The following is an 18,954-nucleotide window of genomic DNA, read 5'->3' as shown; positions in this document are numbered from 1 at the left end:
TAGATTCTGTATTTTTAGGCTCTCAACTACTTCTTAATGCTTGAAACCTTAAAAGCTTATAAAATTCAGATAGTAATGGCGGTAACGCTTTTAGGCTTCTATGCAGCATTTGCTTATGATCTGGAGCGTTATGATTTTATACGGTTGATCAGTCTTTATGCCGGAGCATTCTTCCTAAGCTTTAAGCTCATTCAGTCCTTTAAATTCAACGTTAAGATCTTGCTGATCCTTGGTATTGCTGCACGGCTGGTTTTGCTAATCGCACTGCCCAATCTTTCTCAAGATTATTTTAGGTTTTTATGGGATGGAAGGTTGCTTGCAGAAGGCCTCAACCCATATTTAAACACACCTGATCAGTGGGTTGCTTTGGGCGAAATACCCATTGCACAAGCTCAGGATTTATTAAACGGAATGGGCGCTCTCAGCCGGCAACACTACTCAAATTATCCACCTGTAAATCAATTCTTCTTTTGGCTTTCGGGAATTTTAAGCGGAAACTCTATTCTAGGAGGTGTGATCGTTTTGCGTATCTGCTGTATTGCTGCAGACTTAGGAATCTTCTGGATAGGAAGAAAATTATTAAAAAAACTAAAACTGCCCGAGCATCAGATCTTCTGGTATTTTTTAAATCCGTTTATCATCATCGAGCTCACCGGGAATTTGCATTTTGAAGGGGTGATGTTATTTTTCTTGCTGGCTTCTCTCTATCTTTTATTCAGAGGAAACTGGTTCTGGTCTGCACTCTTGATGGGACTTTCCATTGCTGTAAAGTTGTTGCCCTTGCTAATGCTTCCTTTGCTTTTTCAGTATTTGATCACAGCGCATTCAAAAACCAAAGAAAACTCAAAACCTTTTACAATTTTAGCTGAAAAACCGCTGCAATCCCTATGGAAGTTATTTCGGTACTACGTGGTGGTAATCGGTGTTTTTATACTCAGCTTCACACCCTTTTTTACCGAAGAATTAGTGGCTCATTTTTCACAAACCATCGGACTTTGGTTTCAAAAATTTGAGTTTAATGCCAGTGTGTATTATATCATACGATGGATTGGTTTTCAAGTGAAAGGATACAATATCATCGCCACTGCAGGAACATTGTTGCCAATTGTAGTTATTGCAGGACTAATGCTTCTTGCTTTATTCAGAAAAAGTGATCGTAAGCAACATTTAATGAGCACCTTACTTTTAGGTACTTCGCTTTATTTTCTATGTACCACAACGGTTCATCCTTGGTATATCGCAACCCCTTTATTGCTTTCAGTCTTTACAAGATTTCGTTTTGCGATTGTATGGAGTTTAGTCGTTTTCCTCAGCTATTCGGCTTACAAAATAGATCGCGTAGAAGAAAACTTTTGGTTGGTCGCCGTAGAATATTTGGTAGTACTAGGATTTTTTATCTGGGAGTTCTACACAAATAATCTGTTGGAGAAAACACGCTAAAACAAGCTTCAATTTTTCAAGAATAAGATAACTTTACTAGTTCTAGTGCCCTCTAAACCACTTAAATGAAAACTCTTTTTGTAGGTTGCTTATTTGCTTTGTGTTTCTTTTGTGCAAATTCTCAAACCACTACAATACCTGATGCTAATTTTGAACAATTTCTTGTTGATCAAGGTATTGATTCTAACGGACTTAATGGCAACATCCTTAATGCAGATGCTCAAGCGGTAAAAGCCCTCAGCATTTCAATAAACACCATCACAGATTTTACCGGCCTTGAAGCTTTTGTAAATCTAGTTACTCTAGACGCCGGGACTAATCAGTTTGCTACGTTACCATTAACAACGCTCTCTTTATTGGAGGAACTCGTTTTTAACCAAAATATGGTGTTGGCTAGTTTAGATCTAAGCGGTAATCCCAATCTTAAACGATTTCAAGCGAGAGCAAATGGAGGATCAAATTCTGGGCCTATTTCCGTTATAGACCTCAGCAATAACCTGCAACTCGAAGATATCAATATCTATAATTTTAGAAATCTTCAAAATGTGATTTTCCCAGACACCAATACTGTGATTTCCATTTACTTGTTGATGCACAATGATATTACGGTTGATTTTTCGGGTTATAGCAGTCTGGAGACTTTGTCGCTAAGCACAAATTTCAATAATAATTATCCCATCACCGCCACGCTTCCAAGTGAGCAAAACACACTCAAAACAGTTGCTATTCAAGGTGGGAATATTATAGATGTTGATTTGTCAAATTTTTTGGCACTTGAAGCTATTTCACTTCAAAGCACAAATACCGAAACTATCGATATACCCCAAACGTCAACCTTGACCACCATAAGTATTAGCGACCACAATATTGCTTCTGCTTCCTTTGCTGATGCAAGTATGCTGCAAAACTTAACTATTACCAGAAAACAAGAAAGTCCCGGCTTACAACTTGACATAACGCAAAATGAGGCATTAACAACCCTAAACGCTAGTCATAACTATATGGATGCCCTTGATCTAAGTCAAAATACAAATTTAAGCGACCTACGATTAGCTCATAACTCATTTGCAACCTTAGAAACAAGCCAGAACCTTAACTTGGTTTATCTGGATGCCTCTTATAATTTAATCTCGAGTCTTGATCTTTCTACAAACACGATTCTTGAAAGACTTATCTTAAATAACAATGAACTGCCTGGCATAGATCTTCAGGCCAATATTTTTCTCGAAAATTTGAATTTGGGAACTAACAAAATCCCCACATTAGATGTATCATCTAATAACGAGTTAAGAATGTTATACATAGATGACAATCTGTTTTCTAATACAGGACTTGATCTTACTGAAAACCCTGAACTACACTATCTCGATGCGTCAAACAATCAAATTGAATCCTTAGACATTACTCAGAATATTAAATTGGGTTCTTTAATCTTGCATCATAATCTATTCTCGGGTACAGATATTATAGATCAATATTATGATATATGGAACGCAAATGGTGCTTTGGGAGCTTCTGATGAACTTGATGTAAGCTATAATCTTTTATCTGGCAGAATTCCAGATTTTGCAAATCTTGCTGTAGATAGACGAACTAACTACTTTGAATTAAGGTTTAACGACAATTATTTTCATTTTGGCGATTTTGAAGCCGAGCACCTCAGCTATGTTGATCTCTTGAGCACCTATTGGTCTTCATCCTCTTCACTTGTTTTGTTTAGAGCATACACTTATGCTCCTCAGGCAAAAGTTAACGAGGTTGAAACTATTGCGCCCAATGCAGGTGAAAATATCACGCTTACTACTACGGTACGTGGTAATCAAAATCATTATAAATGGTTTAAGGATGGGATAGAATTAATTGATGCTCCAGATGCTCCAGAACTTATTCTAAACGATGTGAATGATTGCGATAGCGGTATTTATCATAGTGAAATCACTAGTGATTTGGTTCCGTTTGAAAATTCAAACGCTCCGGGATCGGGTGGGAAAAATCTATTACTCCAGCGTAATGACATTACAGTTGATGTTACCGCAAATAAGACTTGCGTCAACTTAACAAACCCAGTAAACACAGCAACTGATGTTGCAATAAATACTGGGATCGCTTGGGAAAATACTAATGGTGCCTGCGGATATATTTTAAGTGTAGGCACTAGTTCTGGAGGAGTAGATCTAGTGAACAACTTAGATGTTGGTGATCTTGAGCTCTACAATTTTGAAAATGACCTACCTGCTAACCAAGAGATATATGTTACTATAACCCCTTATTTTTCTGATGGTGAGATTTCGGGCTGTACAGAAGAAATGTTTACTACAAGTACTCTAGTGATTCCGCCAGATTGCACACAATTGAGCCGCCCTTTAAATGGTGCTCAAGAGGTAGCTTTAACTTCTGACCTGTATTGGGAACCGGCAAATGCTGCTGATAATTATATTGTACAGGTAGGCACTTCATCAGGAACTGACAATGTTTTAAATCAAACTGTTGCTTCAACGTATTATGAAGTTCCTGAAGACACCTTTGAAGCAGGAACTGAATATTTTGTGACTATAATACCTACTAATACGCTTGGAAACGCTACAGGCTGCACTGAAACATCCTTCACAACTGAAACACTCATTACACCACCAGCTTGTACCACTTTTACGAGTCCGGTGGATGGTGCGATTGATGTAGCTCTTGATGTTAAATTAAGCTGGAATGCTTCCGCTGAGGCAACAGGATATTTACTAAACGTTGGCACTTCAAGTGGTGGCACTCAAATAATAGATAATCTAGATGTTGGCAATCAGACGGTTTTTAACCTCACCGATAATTTACCCGAAAACACAGAAATTTTCGTAAGCATCATCCCGTACAATGCCGCAGGAAACGCTTCCGGCTGCACTGAAACATCTTTCACGACCGAAACACTCATCACCCCACCAGCTTGTACGACTTTAACGAGTCCGGTGGATGGTGCGATTGATGCGGCTCTTGATGTTGAACTAAGCTGGAATGCTTCCGCTGAGGCAACAGGATATTTGCTAAATGTTGGTACTTCAAGTGGTGGCACTCAAATAATAGATAATCTAGATGTAGGAAATCAGACGGTGTATAACCTCACTGAAAATTTACCCGAAAACACTGAAATTTTCGTAAGTATCATCCCGTACAATTCCGCAGGAAACGCCGCCGGCTGCACCGAAGCATCCTTCACAACCGAAACACTCATCACACCACCAGCTTGTACCACTTTAACGAGTCCGGTGAATGGTGCGACTGATGTGGCTCTTGATGTTGAACTAAGTTGGAATGCTTCGGCAGAAGCATTAGGATATTTGCTGAACGTTGGCACTTTAAGTGGTGGCACTCAAATAATAGATAATCTAGATGTAGGCAATCAGACGGTTTATAACCTCACTGAAAATTTACCCGAAAACACAGAGATTTTCGTAAGCATCATCCCGTACAATTCCGCAGGAAACGCCGCCGGCTGCACCGAAGCATCCTTCACAACCGAAACACTCATCACCCCTCCAGCTTGTACGACTTTAACCAGTCCGGTGGATGGCGCGACTGATGTGGCTCTTGATGCAACTATTTCTTGGGCTCCTGCTGATAGTGCAGCAGGCTACATTATAAATGCTGGGACATCCTCAGGCTTAAGCAATATTGCCAATCAGGTAGATGCGGGTAACACTTTAACCTTTGATTATGCTCTAGAATTCTTTAATGATCAAACAATTTATGTAACGATTACTCCGTATAATGAAGCTGGAGAAACTTTAGGCTGTAGCGAGGAATCTTTTAGTACAGTTTCAGCCATAGATCCTCCGCCCTGCACAACGTTGAGCAACCCTTCCCCTAATGCTAATGGAGCATTTATAAACACTTCCTTTAGCTGGTTACCTGTTTCAGAAGCAAGTGGCTATTACCTTTCTATAGGTACTAATCCTGATGCCACATCCTATATTGATGCTTTTGATGTGGGTAACTCAACCACCTATTACCTGCAGGATAACCTGCCCTACGATACTAGAATCTATGTGAAGATCACACCATATAATAATGGAGGTGAGGCAACTTCTTGTGAAATTTTTAGTTTTATAACTCAGGCAGAACCACTACCTCCGTTGTGCACAGAACTGTTAAACCCAGTGCCAGAAAGCGCTGATAATCCTACAGACCTTCGGTTTAACTGGGCTTCCGTAGAAAATGTCACTGGTTATATTCTAAATATCGGTTCAAATCCAAACACTCAAGATATTGTAAATAATCTTGATGTAGGGAATGTCACCTCCTATACCTTAAATGATCTTTTACCAGAGGAAACAGTTTTATATATTTCTATTACACCATACAATACCAATGGCACAGCTTCAAACTGTGAACAGTTTTATTTTACTACTGCAACCGCAGAAGAAACTGCGACTTTTGATAAAAAATATGGTTTCTCACCAGACGGAGACGGCATTAATGAATCGTGGTTTATTCCTAATATCACGGATCATCCAGATAATCTGGTTCAGATTTTTAACCGTTGGGGAGATCTTGTTTTTGAAATGGAAAATTATGACAACGCAACGCACTCTTTTAACGGAATTGCAAATCGTAAAGTAAATATTGGTGCCGGTAAATTGCCAGAAGGCACCTATTTCTTCAGAATTATTTTAACTGGAACCAACAATCAACCTCCTGCTGAAGGCTTCTTAGTTCTCAAGCGTTAAACAGTAAGCAATGCTAAAATATCTTTTTACCGTTTTACTAACCGGAAGCTATCTTATCGGCTCTGCCCAGCAACAGCCAGCCTTTGCAGAGTACAACTACAATACGATTTTAATAAATCCCGCCCACGCCGGGTACTATGAGAATTCTGAAGTAACAATAGCCAACCTATCTTCATTCTCAGGCATCGAAGGCGCACCATCAACTTTAAACGCAACCTTGAACCTAACGCTCAATAACGACAATGTAGGTTTAGGAGGTGGTATAATGCGTGATGAAATTGGCGTCACTTCTACTAATAGTGCTTTTATCGCTTATGCGTATAAATTGCATTTTGGCGTTCAAGCACGTGCTCCGCGATTTCATAATTTTAATCCAAATGTGTTGTCGTTTGGTATTCAAGCTGGAGTTTACAACTACACTGAAAATTTACGCGAACTCAGCATAACAGATGATCCTAATTTTCAAAACAACATACAAGGCACTGTACCTACATTAGGTTTAGGGGTAATGTATAATCGCAATCAACTCTATGCAGGGCTTTCAGTTCCCAACGTTTTGGGTAACAGCCTTGCCACAGACAAGTCGTTAAAAATTAATACAATCGGTTATGCATACGCCGGCTATCGTTTGTATGCCGGAGTTTTTGACGAATTTGAAATAAAACCAAATCTATTATTGCGCTATACCGAAGGCGCACCGTTAAACCTTGATTTGAACACTATTGTAAATTACAAGAATAAAATTGAAGGAGGTCTTGGTTACAGAACGTCATCTGCTGTGAATATCTTCGCCGGATTTTATTTCTTTAAGAGCTTTAGGTTTATTTACAATTACGCTATGCCACTTCAAGAATCACCTTTACCTGCAACACACGGATTGATCTTGAGCTACCGTTTTGGCAAAGGCTATAATTATTGATCAATCCTTTTCACCAGATACAAACACCCTATTCTTCTGCTTTTATAATTACGGTCTGCTTTGGTTGTGATATTACCATCGTAGCAGTGCACACGCTGCAGTGTATAGTCTGCAAGTAGCTCTTCTACCTCTTGAGTACGCTCTTCTTCTACAATTAAATAGAATGAAGCCTGCTTCGGAAGTTGCAATCCATCACGTGTCTTTAAAACCAGAACTCGCTGCCCTAGATCCCAGATAAGTTCTGGAGAAGAATTTTCAAATAAATACAGAGGTGTTTCCTCGTGCAATAGGTCTGCTACTTTAGGAGCGATCTGCTCGTAATCTTCGTTGGTATAACTCACATCTACTAGCGGAAAGGCAAAACTCACGATCGCACAAGCAAAAACGACTACCGCAAAAAATGCACGCTCTATTCTTTTTTGCTGAAGACTTTTAACCAAAATTATTACAATAAACAGACTACTTGTCTGAAGCGATGCATACCAGAACCATAAGCTTCCTTCTAACTGATCTGCAAACAGAAAAAGCGCAGCAGGCGCAGCTAACACCGCAGCAATAGTGATTACACTAAAATAAAAATATACAGGGATCGTCTCGCGCTTGTCACTCAAGGCTGGGAATCTCCGTACTAAATATTCAATATAGAAGCTGGTATTCAAAGCCAACGGAATAAGCACTGGCAGCAGATATCTTGATTTTTTTTCAGGAATACAGGACAAAAGTACCACCGCAGCAAGCGTCCAGATCAGACTGAAGCGATAGGCTTTGAGATTAGCAACTCGAGTTTTTAAATACGGATAAAGCAAACTCACAAATGCCGGAATGGTCCAAATTCCGCTTTGTGTAAAAAAACTCCAGTAATAGTAAAAAGGTCTGGTATTGCGATTTGCCCAAGCCGTAGCCTCTTTATCTGCGATCGCTGTCGCTGTGTCGCTATCCCCAAAGTAAATCGCTAGCGCCCACCACGAACTCAAGCCTAGAGCTATCAAGATCATAAGGGTAAATGGTGCTATTCGGGTTTTGTAGGTGCGTAATTTAAACACCCAGATATACGCGATCAAAAAAGGAAGCAATAGTGCAAAATGACTTACAGGACCTTTGCTCATAAATGAAAGTCCGATAAACAACCCGGCTAGTGCAGCGTTGCCATATTTTTGATCAGTACTGCTAAAAAATTGAAAAAGAAAATAAATTCCGCCGAGCATAAATGCGTGTGCAAAAATATCCCAAGTACCATTTCTTCCGGAAAAGAGGATATAAAAAGAAGTGGCAAGAATCAAACTTGCATACAGACTTTGCTTTGCACTCAGCTGTAAACGCTTCCGCGAAAACGAAAAACTAAAAAGCACTAGAACCGTACTAATTATCGCCGAAGGCAAACGTAAAGCCCACAGCTTGGTAATTCCAAATAATGCTGCAGAAAGCGCCGCCAGCCACGTAGGCAAAGGTGGTTTTTCGTAACGCGCTTCACCATTCATCGTGGTCAGCACCCAATTGTTATGCTCCAGCATTTCACGCGCGGTATTAAAATTGCGCGCTTCCATAATATTTGCATACAGCACATCTAGATGTGGAAAAAACAACAGCAAACAAGCTGCTAATAAAATATAGGGATAATGTTTTTCTGAAATTTTCATTCTTTATCAATACCTATTGAAAGTCGCATATTTCTAAAATATATGAAAACTCCCATAAGATGTCCTACGAATAAAACGGGATCTTTTCTGAGTATTGCATAAGTAAGAATGAGTAAACCGCCTATTAAACTCAGTAACCAAAATCCTAAAGGTAAGCTTGATTTTTTCTTTCGCTCAGAATAAATCCATTGATAGATAAAACGCAGTGTAAAAATCACTTGCGCAACACTTCCTAGAATCAAAAGCCAAAGTGGAATATCTTCATTTTTAAAAAGTTTTTCCACATCGTAATCCCCGTTATTATACCCGTAGATCACCAGTAAAACCGGAAAAATAAGCAAGAACCAACGTAATATTTTTGGAGTTTTCACCCATTGCCCCTGTAATTGCAAATTGCGTATATACAAGAAATACGTGAGAGATTGCCCTAACATGATGGCAAAATCTTCTCTCAAATATCCATAAACAAAAAGTAAAAAAGATGCCCCTAAACTCAACCACCAGAAGGTTGAAGGCGTTAATACGCGTTTCTGCTTTTCACTTAAAAACCACTGGATTACCAAGCGGCCAGAGAACATCAATTGGGCTAAAAATCCAACGCTATATATCCAAAACGGACTATCCATTAGATTTCTTTGCTACATCATAATTGATATATTTTTTCTTCATCCATAGGTAGGCAAAGCAATCCATTAACGGACCTAAAAGACGGTTCCAGAGACCGAATTTTGCCGTACCCGCAATACGAGGAAAATGACGTATAGGAACTTGAATAGTCTTACCGTTTTGTAACATAATCATCGCCGGCAAAAAGCGGTGCAACCCTCTAAACATAGGAATACGCTTCGCATAGTCGGTTTTGATAATTTTCAGCGGGCAACCCGTGTCGTCCATTCCATCGTGCGTAAAAGCACGACGGATGTTGTTAGCAATAGCGCTCGACATATTCTTAACGAAAGAGTCTTTACGATCTGCACGATGACCGGTCACCAGATCATACTCGCCGATGTATTTTATCAAGATATTGAAATCTTCAGGAGTGGTTTGTAAATCACTATCAATATAGCCCACAAGTGGTGTGGTTGTATAATCAAATCCGGCTTTAATCGCAGCGCTCAACCCGCAATTTTGTGCAAATGATATATACTGAAACCCTTCGCTACGCGCACAGATCTCTTCAATGAGTTCTTGACTGCGGTCTTTAGAACCATCGTTTACAAACAGCACCTGAGTAGGTACGGCGGCAATTTCAAAATAATCTTGGAAAACTTTCTCGACGCGAAGCAAGTTATCTTGCTCATTGTAAACAGGAACGACTACTGTAAGACGGTATGACATACTAACAAATAAGGCTGCGAAAATAAGCATTTGTTCTAAAGGAAATTTGCAGAAGTCCCATTTTGTTGCTGCGAACTCCTGTTAATTGCGTTGAAATTGCTTGAGATTAGTAATTAAATTCATTACAATACCTTAATTTGCATAGTGTAGCATTGCTTGCTTTTACGCATCATACTACACAACTAAAACCTTTTACCAACCAAACAATCTCTGTCGTTTTCAGAGTTCTTTTTACCTAATTCTCATGCATAAAATATGCCCTTCCGTATTTGCGTTCAGTCTTATGCTTTTTTTATTCTTCTCGTGTAAACCTGAAAAAGAACCCCGCGTTTTAAACCTTCCAAAAACCGATTTATCTCAGGCGGATTTAATCCCTAAACCGGCTTTGCTTAATGCCAGTTATAGTGCGTTTCCGCTAGATCAATTTACCGCTATTCAGACAGCGCCAGACTCTTTAGGCTTTGAGGAAGTTGGGATTTTTCTTTCAGAAAAAATAAAAGATCGCACCCAATTACAAATTTCAGTTAATACCGAATTTCCCGAGCAGGAAAGTGTGATCTACATTCAGCAATCAGACAGTTTATCAAAAATTAATAATGAGAGTTACGCGCTCAAAATCAATAAAGATTCTATTATTCTGAGTGCTGCGAGTGCATCGGCTGCGTTTAGAGGAGTGCAAACCTTGAGACAGTTAATGCCTATGAAGGCCAGTGATTCTATCATTAATTATCCGGTGTGGCCCATCGCTTCCGGAACTATTAATGACTCCCCGTTTTTTGAATATCGCGGTGCTATGCTTGACGTTGCCAGACACTTCTTTACAGTAGAAGATGTGAAAAAATACATCGACCTTCTCGCTTATTACAAATACAATGTGCTGCATTTGCACTTAACCGATGATCAAGGCTGGCGTATTGAAATTAAATCTTGGCCAAAACTTACCGAAATTGGTGGTGCAACCGAAGTGGGCACAGAACCCGGCGGATTCTATACGCAAGATGATTACAAAGCTATCGTGGCCTACGCCGCTAAAAATCATATGACCATCGTGCCTGAGGTAGATATGCCGGGCCATACCAACGCCGCTTCTGTAGCTTATCCTATTTTAAATGGAAATGGTAAAACCCCTGAAATCTACCGCGGAACTCACGTAGGTTTCAGCACCTTTGACACGCGAAAAGACACGGTTTATCAATTTATAGATGATGTTGTGCGAGAAATTTCAGCGATCACTCCCGGGCCTTATTTTCACATTGGTGGTGATGAAAGTCACGTGACTCAAAAGGACGATTACATCTATTTTGTAAATAAGGTGGAGCAAATCGTTCAGAAATATGATAAGAAAATGATTGGCTGGGACGAAGTTGCTACTGCTGATATTGATACTTCTTCTGTGGTGCAATTCTGGCAAAGCAAAGAAAACGCAGAACTGGCTGTCACCAAGAATTTAAAGGTGATTATGTCTCCTGCCAAAAAAGCCTATTTAGATATGAAATACGATTTAAAATCTGAATATGGACTGAATTGGGCCGGTTATGTTCCCGTTGACACAGCGTATGTCTGGAAACCGGAAGCCTATGAAAATATTCCTCGAGAAAATATTTTAGGTATCGAAGCGCCACTTTGGTCTGAAACAATAAGTACGATTAGCGAACTTGAATACCTAGCGTTCCCCAGAGCCATTGGCTATGCTGAATTAAATTGGTCACTTCCCGAACAAAGGGATTGGGAAAACTACAAGGTGCGTTTAGGCAATCAGGCTCCATTTTTAGAGTCTATGGACGTCAATTACTACCCTTCTCCTTTAATAGATTGGAAAACGCAAAACAAAGCGATCAAAGAGTAAGACTTAAAATAAAAAAGCCTCCCAAATTGAATTAGGAGGCTTTTTTATAGCGTTAAATCTCAAAGATTACATATCTAATAGATAGGCAAAAACAAGCGGCGCAACAATGGTTGCATCACTCTCAATGATAAACTTAGGGGTATTGATATCCAGTTTACCCCAAGTAATTTTCTCGTTAGGTACCGCTCCTGAATACGAACCATAACTGGTTGTAGAATCAGAGATCTGGCAGAAATAGCTCCAGAATGGTGTGTCTTCACGTTCCATATCTTGGTAAAGCATCGGCACTACACAAATTGGAAAATCTCCTGCGATACCACCGCCGATCTGGAAGAACCCGATTCCGTTTTCAGAATTGTTAGTATACCAATCTGCAAGGAAGGTCATATATTCAATTCCAGACTTCATTGTAGAGGCTTTCAGTTCGCCTTTCAATACATAAGAAGCAAAGATATTTCCCATCGTACTGTCTTCCCATCCCGGGCAAATAATTGGTAAATTTTTCTCTGCCGCAGCGTACATCCAAGAGTCTTTTAAGTCGATCTCATAGTATTCTTCTAGAACACCGCTCAACAACATTTTATACATAAACTCGTGTGGAAGGTAACGCTCACCGGCGTCATCTGCTTCTTTCCAAATTTTATAAATATGCTGCTGTAATCTACGGAACGCTTCCTCCTCAGGAATACACGTATCGGTCACACGGTTGAGACCGTTTTCAAGTAAATCCCATTCTTCTTGTGGTGTCAAGTCACGATAGTTAGGCACGCGCTTATAATGCGAGTGCGCTACCAAATTCATGATATCTTCTTCAAGGTTAGCTCCGGTACACGAAATGATCTGCACTTTATCCTGACGGATCATTTCTGCAAAGATCTTACCCAACTCTGCGGTACTCATTGCGCCTGCTAATGACACTAACATCTTAGCGCCATTGTTTAACTGCTCTTCGTATGCCTTTGCAGCATCAACTACAGAAGCAGCATTAAAATGTAAATAGTATTTTTCTATAAATTGAGAGATTGCTCCCTTAGTCTTCATCGTCATTTAAATCAAATTTATTAACGCCTCCTTTTGCAGGATTTGCCACGTAAGTATTATCATAATTGTCTTCTACATCCTCACCTTCAAATTTGAAGCTAAGCATCTTGTAGTACAGTTTTGCCGCTAAAAAGTCTGAAGATTTATCGTGCTCGTTGGGGCAAAGTTCCATAAGGTCAAACCCTACCACATTTTTTTCAGCAAAAACACGTTTCAGGAAATCCATAGTCTCATACCAGAACAATCCGCCCGGCTCAGGAGTTCCTGTAGAAGGCATAATTGAAGGGTCTAACCCATCAAGGTCAAAGGTAATAAATACATTATCTGTACAAAGATCAATCACGTTATCAACCCAATATTCATCCTGAACCATCTCGTGAGCGAAGAAGGTTTTATCTTCATCCATCACAGTTTTTTCAAGCGCATCCATACTGCGGATTCCTACTTGAATAAGGTTTGTGGTTTGGCTAGCTTCGTACATCGCACACGCGTGGTTACACTTGCTACCCATATATTCTTGACGTAGATCAGCATGCGCATCAATTTGCAATACTGTTAAGTCATCAAACAACTCGTTAAACGCTCTAATCGCACCAATAGAAACCGAATGCTCACCACCAAAAAGCGTCACAAACTTGTTACGCTTGATAAAATCTTTGGTCGTTTTATGCACCTCGGCCACCATTGCTTCTGGCGAACTTGCTTCGGTTATTGCAGGAGCGAGATAGATCCCTTGTTGATACACTTCAGTATCAGTCTCTATGTCGTAAGTCTCCATATTCTCTGATGCGTCTAAAAACGCCTGCGGACCTTTATCAGCTCCTTTTCCCCAGGTACTTGTCCCATCATAGGGTACCGGGATTAGTACAATTTTTGAAGTTTCAAGTTTGGCAAACTCATCAGGAATGCCAGCATAATTTTTAGTTGTACTCATAACCTAAAATCTTAAGCAATTGTTCTGCTTTTTGTTGTTCATTAAATATACGGGTTGTTAAGTTACCATTTTCATCCCTATCTATAAGAATATGTTTAGGTTGTGGGATTAAACAGTGTTGAAGTCCGCCATAGCCTCCAATGGTTTCTTGATATGCACCGGTATTAAAAAAGCCGATGTATAACGGTTTATCTTTTTTATATCTAGGTAAATAAATCGCGTTGCTGTGCTGCTCACTATTGTAATAATCATCACTATCGCAAGTAAGACCGCCTAGCAAAACACGCTCATACTCTTCATCCCAACGATTTACCGGAAGCATAATAAAACGCTTGCTTATCGCCCAAGTATCTGGCAATGTGGTGATGAATGATGAGTTGATCATATTCCATTTTTCACGATCGTTTTGTTGCTTTTGGTACAACACTTCATAGATCGCACCGCCGCTTTCGCCAACGGTAAAACTTCCAAATTCAGTAAAAATATTAGGAACAGGAACATCAGCCTCATCGCAGGTGATCTTGATCTGATTGATGATCTCGTCTACCATATAGGCGTAATCATAATCAAAAGCCAGCGAGTTTTTAATAGGAAATCCTCCACCAATATTCAAGCTGTCAAGCGAAGGACATATTTTCTTTAAGCGAATATATACTTTAAGACATTTGTTCAACTCGTTCCAGTAATACGCATTATCGCGAATTCCGGTATTGATGAAGAAATGCAACATCTTTAAATCTACCTGATCGTTATTCTTGATTTGCTCTTCGTAAAACGGAACGATATTTTTATACCCAATTCCTAACCTAGAGGTATAAAACTCAAACTTAGGCTCTTCTTCCGAAGCAATACGGATTCCTATTTTGAAATCTCCTTTTATACCTTCGGTAAGCAGGTTGATCTCTTCGTAGTTATCAATAATAGGGATACAGTTTTTTTGACCACCATTGATCAAATCTGCAATATTGTTAATGTATTGATCGCGTTTAAAACCATTACAGATCACAAATGTATCTTCGGTGATCTTACCGTTCTCTTTCAGCTTATTTACAATATTGATATCAAAAGCTGATGAAGTCTCAATATGAATATCGTTTTTTAAAGCCTCGTCAAGCACGTGTTTAAAGTGCGAACTTTTTGTACAATAGCAGTAATTGTAAGAGCCTTTGTAATTGTGTTTTGCAATGGCATCAGCAAACCAGCCTTTTGCTCTGTTTATGTTCTCAGAAATTTTTGGCAGATAACTGAATTTTAATGGAGCTCCGTATTCTTTTACAAGCGCCATTAAATCTATATCGTGAAATTCGAGCTGATTGCCCTCAAGTTTGAATTCTTCTTGAGGAAAGTAGAAAGATTGATCTATAAGATCTATATACTTAGTATTCATCAAATAATTTAAAGCGTGAAATGTAAAAAAAGAAATTGAGATACGATACACTCAACTCTTAAGGTAATGTAAAAAATATTAAAAACACCACCTATTTCACACTAAAAACCACTCAAACAAACACTTAAAGCATCATCAAGTTATGCACTTCTTGCTCCTTTAAGTGACGATATTTACCGCGTGGCAAATCTTTTTTAGTCAACGTACCTAGAATTACACAATCTACGCGCACCACTTGATAGCCTAAATGCTCAAAAATAGAACGGATAATACTATTACCTACATTACGCATTTTAAGCCCCACCTCTTTTTTAGGCGCTCCGTCAACGTAACTTAGATCTTCAATCTCTAAACGCTTACCGTCAACAGTAAGTCCTTTTTTAATTTTTTCAAGATCTTCGGCCTTTAGGTTTTTATCGAGTTCAATATGAAATAGCCGCGGAAGTCCCGTTTTAGAATTGGTGAGTTTTTTCATCACCTTATCGTCATTAGTAAAAAGCAACAAGCCGGTTGCATTGCGCCCCAAACGCCCTACCGGCTGAATACGAGATTTTGTTGAGCTCGCCACAAGATCCATTACAGTCATTCCTTTAGAATTACTGGTCGTAACCGAAAAACCTTTGGGCTTATTAAGCAATACATAGGCCTTAGCTTCCGGATTTATGCGACGCCCATCAAAGCGCACATCATCATCAATATTGACTTTATAGCCCATCTCATTAACGATCTCGCCGTTAACCGAAACCTGTCCGGTACTTATATAAAGGTCTGCTTCTCGACGCGAACAGATTCCGCTGTTTGCGATATATTTATTAAGACGTATACCGCCTTTTCCGGTACTTGCAGTCGCAGTTCGACTACTACCGGTTGTGTTCTTTTTAATTGGAGCATTACCTCGTGCATGACTTTTAGCACGATTGTTATTTGCCCCACGACCAGACGCTTTCCCGCCCTTCTTACTCTCTTGATGTCTGCTCATACTTCTAAAATTTGGCGCAAAGATACATATTTAAAAATCGAAACAAATAAATTACTAATGCACGTGATTCTTAATGAACAGCTCCTATTTTAAATGTGCTTTTTGATCTAAAAAATCAAAATCAACCAACCAGTATTCCGGCTTAAATTTAAGTTGGCATAACCTTAAGTTCACAAATCTCAATTTCAAATTATTCAGCTGAATACCTAATCGTATGCATCGCTCAAAACTTTGTACCAAAACTTAGTTAAACAGCCTTAAACTCATAGAAAACTTCGGTTTTATTTGCATAAAATGGAAATGTTTAGAAATAGTTTCCTGTTTTGAATTTTACACAAAATGAAAGGTTTAGCCCTAGTTTGATAACACATCAAATGCTCTGCTACGCAATCTTAACAGCTACATTTGACACATCAATCAGTAAAAAAAAGAACAATGAAAAAATTACAAATTCTAGTCGTAGCCTTAGTATTATCTACATCAAGCTTATTGGCTAACACAGACCCAAAACCAGAAACCGCAAGTATGCAATTGCGTACACAAATCATCGAGCTTTTAGGAACTCCAGATCTTGAGTTGCAGCAGGATGTTTTAGAAAATGAAATTGAGTTTATGGTAACTGCGCAAGGCAGCATTGTGGTTCTCAATGTAACCACCGAAAATCCTGCAATCGAGAATTACATCAAAAACAGACTCAATTATAAAGAAGCAAAGGTAGCTGTTGGTAAAAACAAGTTCTTCAACCTAAGTTATAAGATCGTAAAAGAAATTTAATCGGTCTCGTTTATTTTATTAGCCAGAAGGTCATCAATGCGATGACCTTTTTTTATACAATTCGATTAAGTACTATATCAGGATCAATAAGTAGAATGCTAAAAACTCCAAGTACTAAAATGAATTTTAAAATATTATGCAGCAATAGATAATGAAGCTTAGCATCTGACCACCACAGCAGGTATAAAAACACTATAAGCAGCAAGGTGCTGACATAAAAGTAGTAGCGCATTAACCCTATATCAAATTTATTAATCAATAAAAAAGCAGGAATCACAATCACTCCAATAAGTAAGGAGATCAATGCTTTTGTAGATTTTTCTCCATAGACCACAGGAAAAGTATGGTAATTAAGCGCAATGTCTCCTTTAATGTTTTCAAGGTCTTTTATGAGTTCGCGCATCAAAATGATGAGACCCAAAAAAACGGCGTGAACAAAAATCACTTTTTCAAAATTGCGATAGTAGATAAAGACTGCAAAAAAGGGTGTAAGCGCCAAAGAAGCCGAAACAAGGTTTCCTAAGAATAAAACTTTTTTGAGTTTATGAGAGTAGATCCAAATACCGAAGATATAGGCAGAAAAAAACAGCACAGCAAAAAACGAGACATAACTGGCGACGATGATTGCAATAAAATTGAGTACAAAATAAAGCGAGAGCATCTTTTTCTGACTCACCAGATGATCCAACTTGGTTTTATTAGGCCTGTTAATCCAGTCTTTTTCGCTGTCATAAAAACTATTGATAATATAACCGCCGGCGATCACTACAGAGGTAGAAACCACAATAAGAAAGAGATTAACATCAAACAGTACTTCTCTAAGCGGTAAATCTGGCGAAAGAATATAGATCGAAGCCAGGTATTGTGCTATAACTATAATGAGAATGTTGTACCCGCGCACCACCGAAAACAAACTCAGAAATTTTAAAAGCAACAGTTTGTTTCTACGGCTTATGCGTGACATAAACAGATATTTAATACCAGGAAATTCTTAGAAATTATAAACCACCTCAACCTTATGGCCGGCGAGTGCTTTACGGGCTTTATCAATATCCTGCGTGAAGCCAAGAATATAACCGCCACCACCAGAACCGCAAAGTTTCAGGTAATAATCGTTAGTCTCAATACCTTGTTTCCAGAGATCGTGAAAACTTGCAGGAATCATAGGTTTAAAGTTGCGCAGCACAGTTTTAGACAATTGCTTTACATTCCCAAAAAGTGACTTGACATCCCCTTTTAAAAAGTCATCAATACACGCATCAGTATGCTTTACAAATTGTGTCTTCAACATTTTACGGAAACCTTCTTTCTTCATGCTTTCCATAAAGATATTGATCATTGGGGCAGTTTCGCCAACAATCCCGCTGTCTAATAAAAACACAGCACCCTTTCCATCAGGAGTTTGAGAAGGAATTCCGGCAGGCTCGATATCGTCTTTACTATTAATAAGAATAGGAAGACTCAAGTAGCTGTTAAGCGGATCAAGACCTGAAGATTTTCCGTGGAAAAACGATTCCATTTGACCAAAAATATGCTTCAGCTTCAACAATTTTTCACGTGTTAAATTCTCGAGAATCGTGATTTTATCAAAAGCATATTTATCATAGATCGAAGCAACCAGCGCACCACTACTTCCTACACCATATCCTTGTGGAATTGTGCTGTCAAAGTACATTCCTTTGGCAACATCTTCTTGAAGCGCTTCAATATCAAACTGAACTAAATCAGGCTGATCTTCTTGCAATTCTTTTAAATAAACCGCAAATCTACCTAAGCTTTCATTAGACTTGACCGCGACTTCATCAGGATGCTCATCAACCTTTAAAGCACCTTTATAAAAATTATAAGGTATTGATAAGCCTTTAGAATCTTTGATGATTCCGTACTCACCAAAAAGTAAAATTTTAGAATAAAATAAAGGTCCTTTCATAAAGCGTACAGGTTTTT

The 18,954-nt window shown here is 38.9% G+C and carries 14 protein-coding genes; 5 read left to right on the top strand and 9 right to left on the bottom strand.

Features of this window, described 5'->3' with window-relative positions:
- Positions 1-36 precede the first annotated feature (36 nt).
- The 3 genes from mptB (at position 37) to HCN54_RS00360 (ending at position 7,071) form a co-directional block, all read left to right on the top strand.
- Positions 37-1,440 (top strand): polyprenol phosphomannose-dependent alpha 1,6 mannosyltransferase MptB, encoded by a 1,404-nt coding sequence (gene mptB, locus HCN54_RS00370; RefSeq protein ID WP_167596125.1) that lies wholly within the window; start codon positions 37-39, stop codon positions 1,438-1,440.
- Between the two features lie 65 nt (positions 1,441-1,505).
- Positions 1,506-6,152, top strand: coding sequence for a gliding motility-associated C-terminal domain-containing protein (locus tag HCN54_RS00365; protein WP_167596124.1), 4,647 nt, complete (start codon positions 1,506-1,508; stop codon positions 6,150-6,152).
- Between the two features lie 10 nt (positions 6,153-6,162).
- A complete protein-coding gene (locus HCN54_RS00360; RefSeq protein WP_167596123.1) occupies positions 6,163-7,071 on the top strand; it encodes a PorP/SprF family type IX secretion system membrane protein in 909 nt (302 codons plus the stop codon).
- On the opposite strand, the gene HCN54_RS00355 is transcribed toward HCN54_RS00360, so the two are convergent.
- From HCN54_RS00355 to HCN54_RS00345, 3 genes are read right to left on the bottom strand one after another with little or no spacing between them, the layout of a single operon-like run.
- Entirely contained in the window at positions 7,065-8,708 is a 1,644-nt protein-coding gene (locus HCN54_RS00355) for an ArnT family glycosyltransferase (RefSeq protein ID WP_167596122.1), read from the bottom strand. The genes HCN54_RS00360 and HCN54_RS00355 overlap by 7 nt on opposite strands.
- On the bottom strand, positions 8,705-9,334 hold the full coding sequence (locus HCN54_RS00350; RefSeq protein WP_167596121.1) for a lipid-A-disaccharide synthase N-terminal domain-containing protein: 630 nt from the start codon (positions 9,332-9,334) through the stop codon (positions 8,705-8,707). The genes HCN54_RS00355 and HCN54_RS00350 overlap by 4 nt, the downstream gene beginning before the upstream one ends.
- The gene (locus tag HCN54_RS00345; RefSeq protein ID WP_167598801.1) at positions 9,327-10,046 is read right to left on the bottom strand and encodes a glycosyltransferase; all 720 of its coding nucleotides are present in this window, start codon (positions 10,044-10,046) and stop codon (positions 9,327-9,329) included. The genes HCN54_RS00350 and HCN54_RS00345 overlap by 8 nt, the downstream gene beginning before the upstream one ends.
- Positions 10,047-10,290: 244 nt before the next feature.
- Between HCN54_RS00345 and HCN54_RS00340 the strand changes: the two genes are divergently transcribed.
- Positions 10,291-11,892 (top strand): family 20 glycosylhydrolase, encoded by a 1,602-nt coding sequence (locus tag HCN54_RS00340; RefSeq protein ID WP_240924916.1) that lies wholly within the window; start codon positions 10,291-10,293, stop codon positions 11,890-11,892.
- Positions 11,893-11,958: 66 nt separating this feature from the next.
- On the opposite strand, the gene HCN54_RS00335 is transcribed toward HCN54_RS00340, so the two are convergent.
- The 4 genes from HCN54_RS00335 to HCN54_RS00320 form a co-directional block, all read right to left on the bottom strand.
- Positions 11,959-12,933, bottom strand: coding sequence for a deoxyhypusine synthase family protein (locus tag HCN54_RS00335; RefSeq protein ID WP_009778996.1), 975 nt, complete (start codon positions 12,931-12,933; stop codon positions 11,959-11,961).
- Positions 12,923-13,867, bottom strand: coding sequence for an agmatinase (gene speB / locus HCN54_RS00330; protein ID WP_167596120.1), 945 nt, complete (start codon positions 13,865-13,867; stop codon positions 12,923-12,925). The genes HCN54_RS00335 and speB overlap by 11 nt, the downstream gene beginning before the upstream one ends.
- A complete protein-coding gene (locus HCN54_RS00325; protein WP_072985019.1) occupies positions 13,854-15,254 on the bottom strand; it encodes an arginine decarboxylase in 1,401 nt (466 codons plus the stop codon). Before HCN54_RS00325 ends, speB begins: the two co-directional genes overlap by 14 nt.
- A 124-nt stretch (positions 15,255-15,378) precedes the next feature.
- Positions 15,379-16,233: a pseudouridine synthase gene (locus HCN54_RS00320; RefSeq protein WP_167596119.1), complete on the bottom strand. Its 855-nt coding sequence runs from the start codon at positions 16,231-16,233 to the stop codon at positions 15,379-15,381.
- A 435-nt stretch (positions 16,234-16,668) separates the two neighbouring features.
- Here HCN54_RS00320 and HCN54_RS00315 point away from each other — a divergent pair, with 435 nt between their 5' ends.
- A complete protein-coding gene (locus tag HCN54_RS00315) occupies positions 16,669-17,007 on the top strand; it encodes a hypothetical protein (protein WP_167596118.1) in 339 nt (112 codons plus the stop codon).
- Positions 17,008-17,059: 52 nt separating this feature from the next.
- On the opposite strand, the gene HCN54_RS00310 is transcribed toward HCN54_RS00315, so the two are convergent.
- Entirely contained in the window at positions 17,060-17,971 is a 912-nt protein-coding gene (locus HCN54_RS00310; protein ID WP_072985026.1) for a geranylgeranylglycerol-phosphate geranylgeranyltransferase, read from the bottom strand.
- Positions 17,972-17,998: 27 nt separating this feature from the next.
- The gene (locus HCN54_RS00305) at positions 17,999-18,937 is read right to left on the bottom strand and encodes a mevalonate kinase (RefSeq protein ID WP_167596117.1); all 939 of its coding nucleotides are present in this window, start codon (positions 18,935-18,937) and stop codon (positions 17,999-18,001) included.
- Between the last annotated feature and the right edge of the window lie 17 nt (positions 18,938-18,954).

Source organism: Leeuwenhoekiella sp. ZYFB001 (assembly GCF_011784865.1).
Classification (GTDB): domain Bacteria; phylum Bacteroidota; class Bacteroidia; order Flavobacteriales; family Flavobacteriaceae; genus Leeuwenhoekiella; species Leeuwenhoekiella palythoae.
This window is presented reverse-complemented; position numbering and strand designations above follow the sequence as displayed.

Excerpts from the sequence above, each read along its gene's own strand:
- HCN54_RS00355 (WP_167596122.1), bottom strand. The coding sequence starts at position 8,708 with ATGAAAATTTCAGAAAAACATTATCCCTATATTTTATTAGCAGCTTGT.
- HCN54_RS00365 (WP_167596124.1), top strand. The coding sequence starts at position 1,506 with ATGAAAACTCTTTTTGTAGGTTGCTTATTTGCTTTGTGTTTCTTTTGT.
- HCN54_RS00345 (WP_167598801.1), bottom strand. The coding sequence starts at position 10,046 with ATGTCATACCGTCTTACAGTAGTCGTTCCTGTTTACAATGAGCAAGAT.
- HCN54_RS00350 (WP_167596121.1), bottom strand. The coding sequence starts at position 9,334 with ATGGATAGTCCGTTTTGGATATATAGCGTTGGATTTTTAGCCCAATTG.
- HCN54_RS00320 (WP_167596119.1), bottom strand. The coding sequence starts at position 16,233 with ATGAGCAGACATCAAGAGAGTAAGAAGGGCGGGAAAGCGTCTGGTCGT.
- HCN54_RS00360 (WP_167596123.1), top strand. The coding sequence starts at position 6,163 with ATGCTAAAATATCTTTTTACCGTTTTACTAACCGGAAGCTATCTTATC.
- HCN54_RS00305 (WP_167596117.1), bottom strand. The coding sequence starts at position 18,937 with ATGAAAGGACCTTTATTTTATTCTAAAATTTTACTTTTTGGTGAGTAC.
- speB (WP_167596120.1), bottom strand. The coding sequence starts at position 13,867 with ATGAGTACAACTAAAAATTATGCTGGCATTCCTGATGAGTTTGCCAAA.
- HCN54_RS00325 (WP_072985019.1), bottom strand. The coding sequence starts at position 15,254 with ATGAATACTAAGTATATAGATCTTATAGATCAATCTTTCTACTTTCCT.
- HCN54_RS00310 (WP_072985026.1), bottom strand. The coding sequence starts at position 17,971 with ATGTCACGCATAAGCCGTAGAAACAAACTGTTGCTTTTAAAATTTCTG.
- HCN54_RS00340 (WP_240924916.1), top strand. The coding sequence starts at position 10,291 with ATGCATAAAATATGCCCTTCCGTATTTGCGTTCAGTCTTATGCTTTTT.
- mptB (WP_167596125.1), top strand. The coding sequence starts at position 37 with ATGCTTGAAACCTTAAAAGCTTATAAAATTCAGATAGTAATGGCGGTA.
- HCN54_RS00315 (WP_167596118.1), top strand. The coding sequence starts at position 16,669 with ATGAAAAAATTACAAATTCTAGTCGTAGCCTTAGTATTATCTACATCA.
- HCN54_RS00335 (WP_009778996.1), bottom strand. The coding sequence starts at position 12,933 with ATGAAGACTAAGGGAGCAATCTCTCAATTTATAGAAAAATACTATTTA.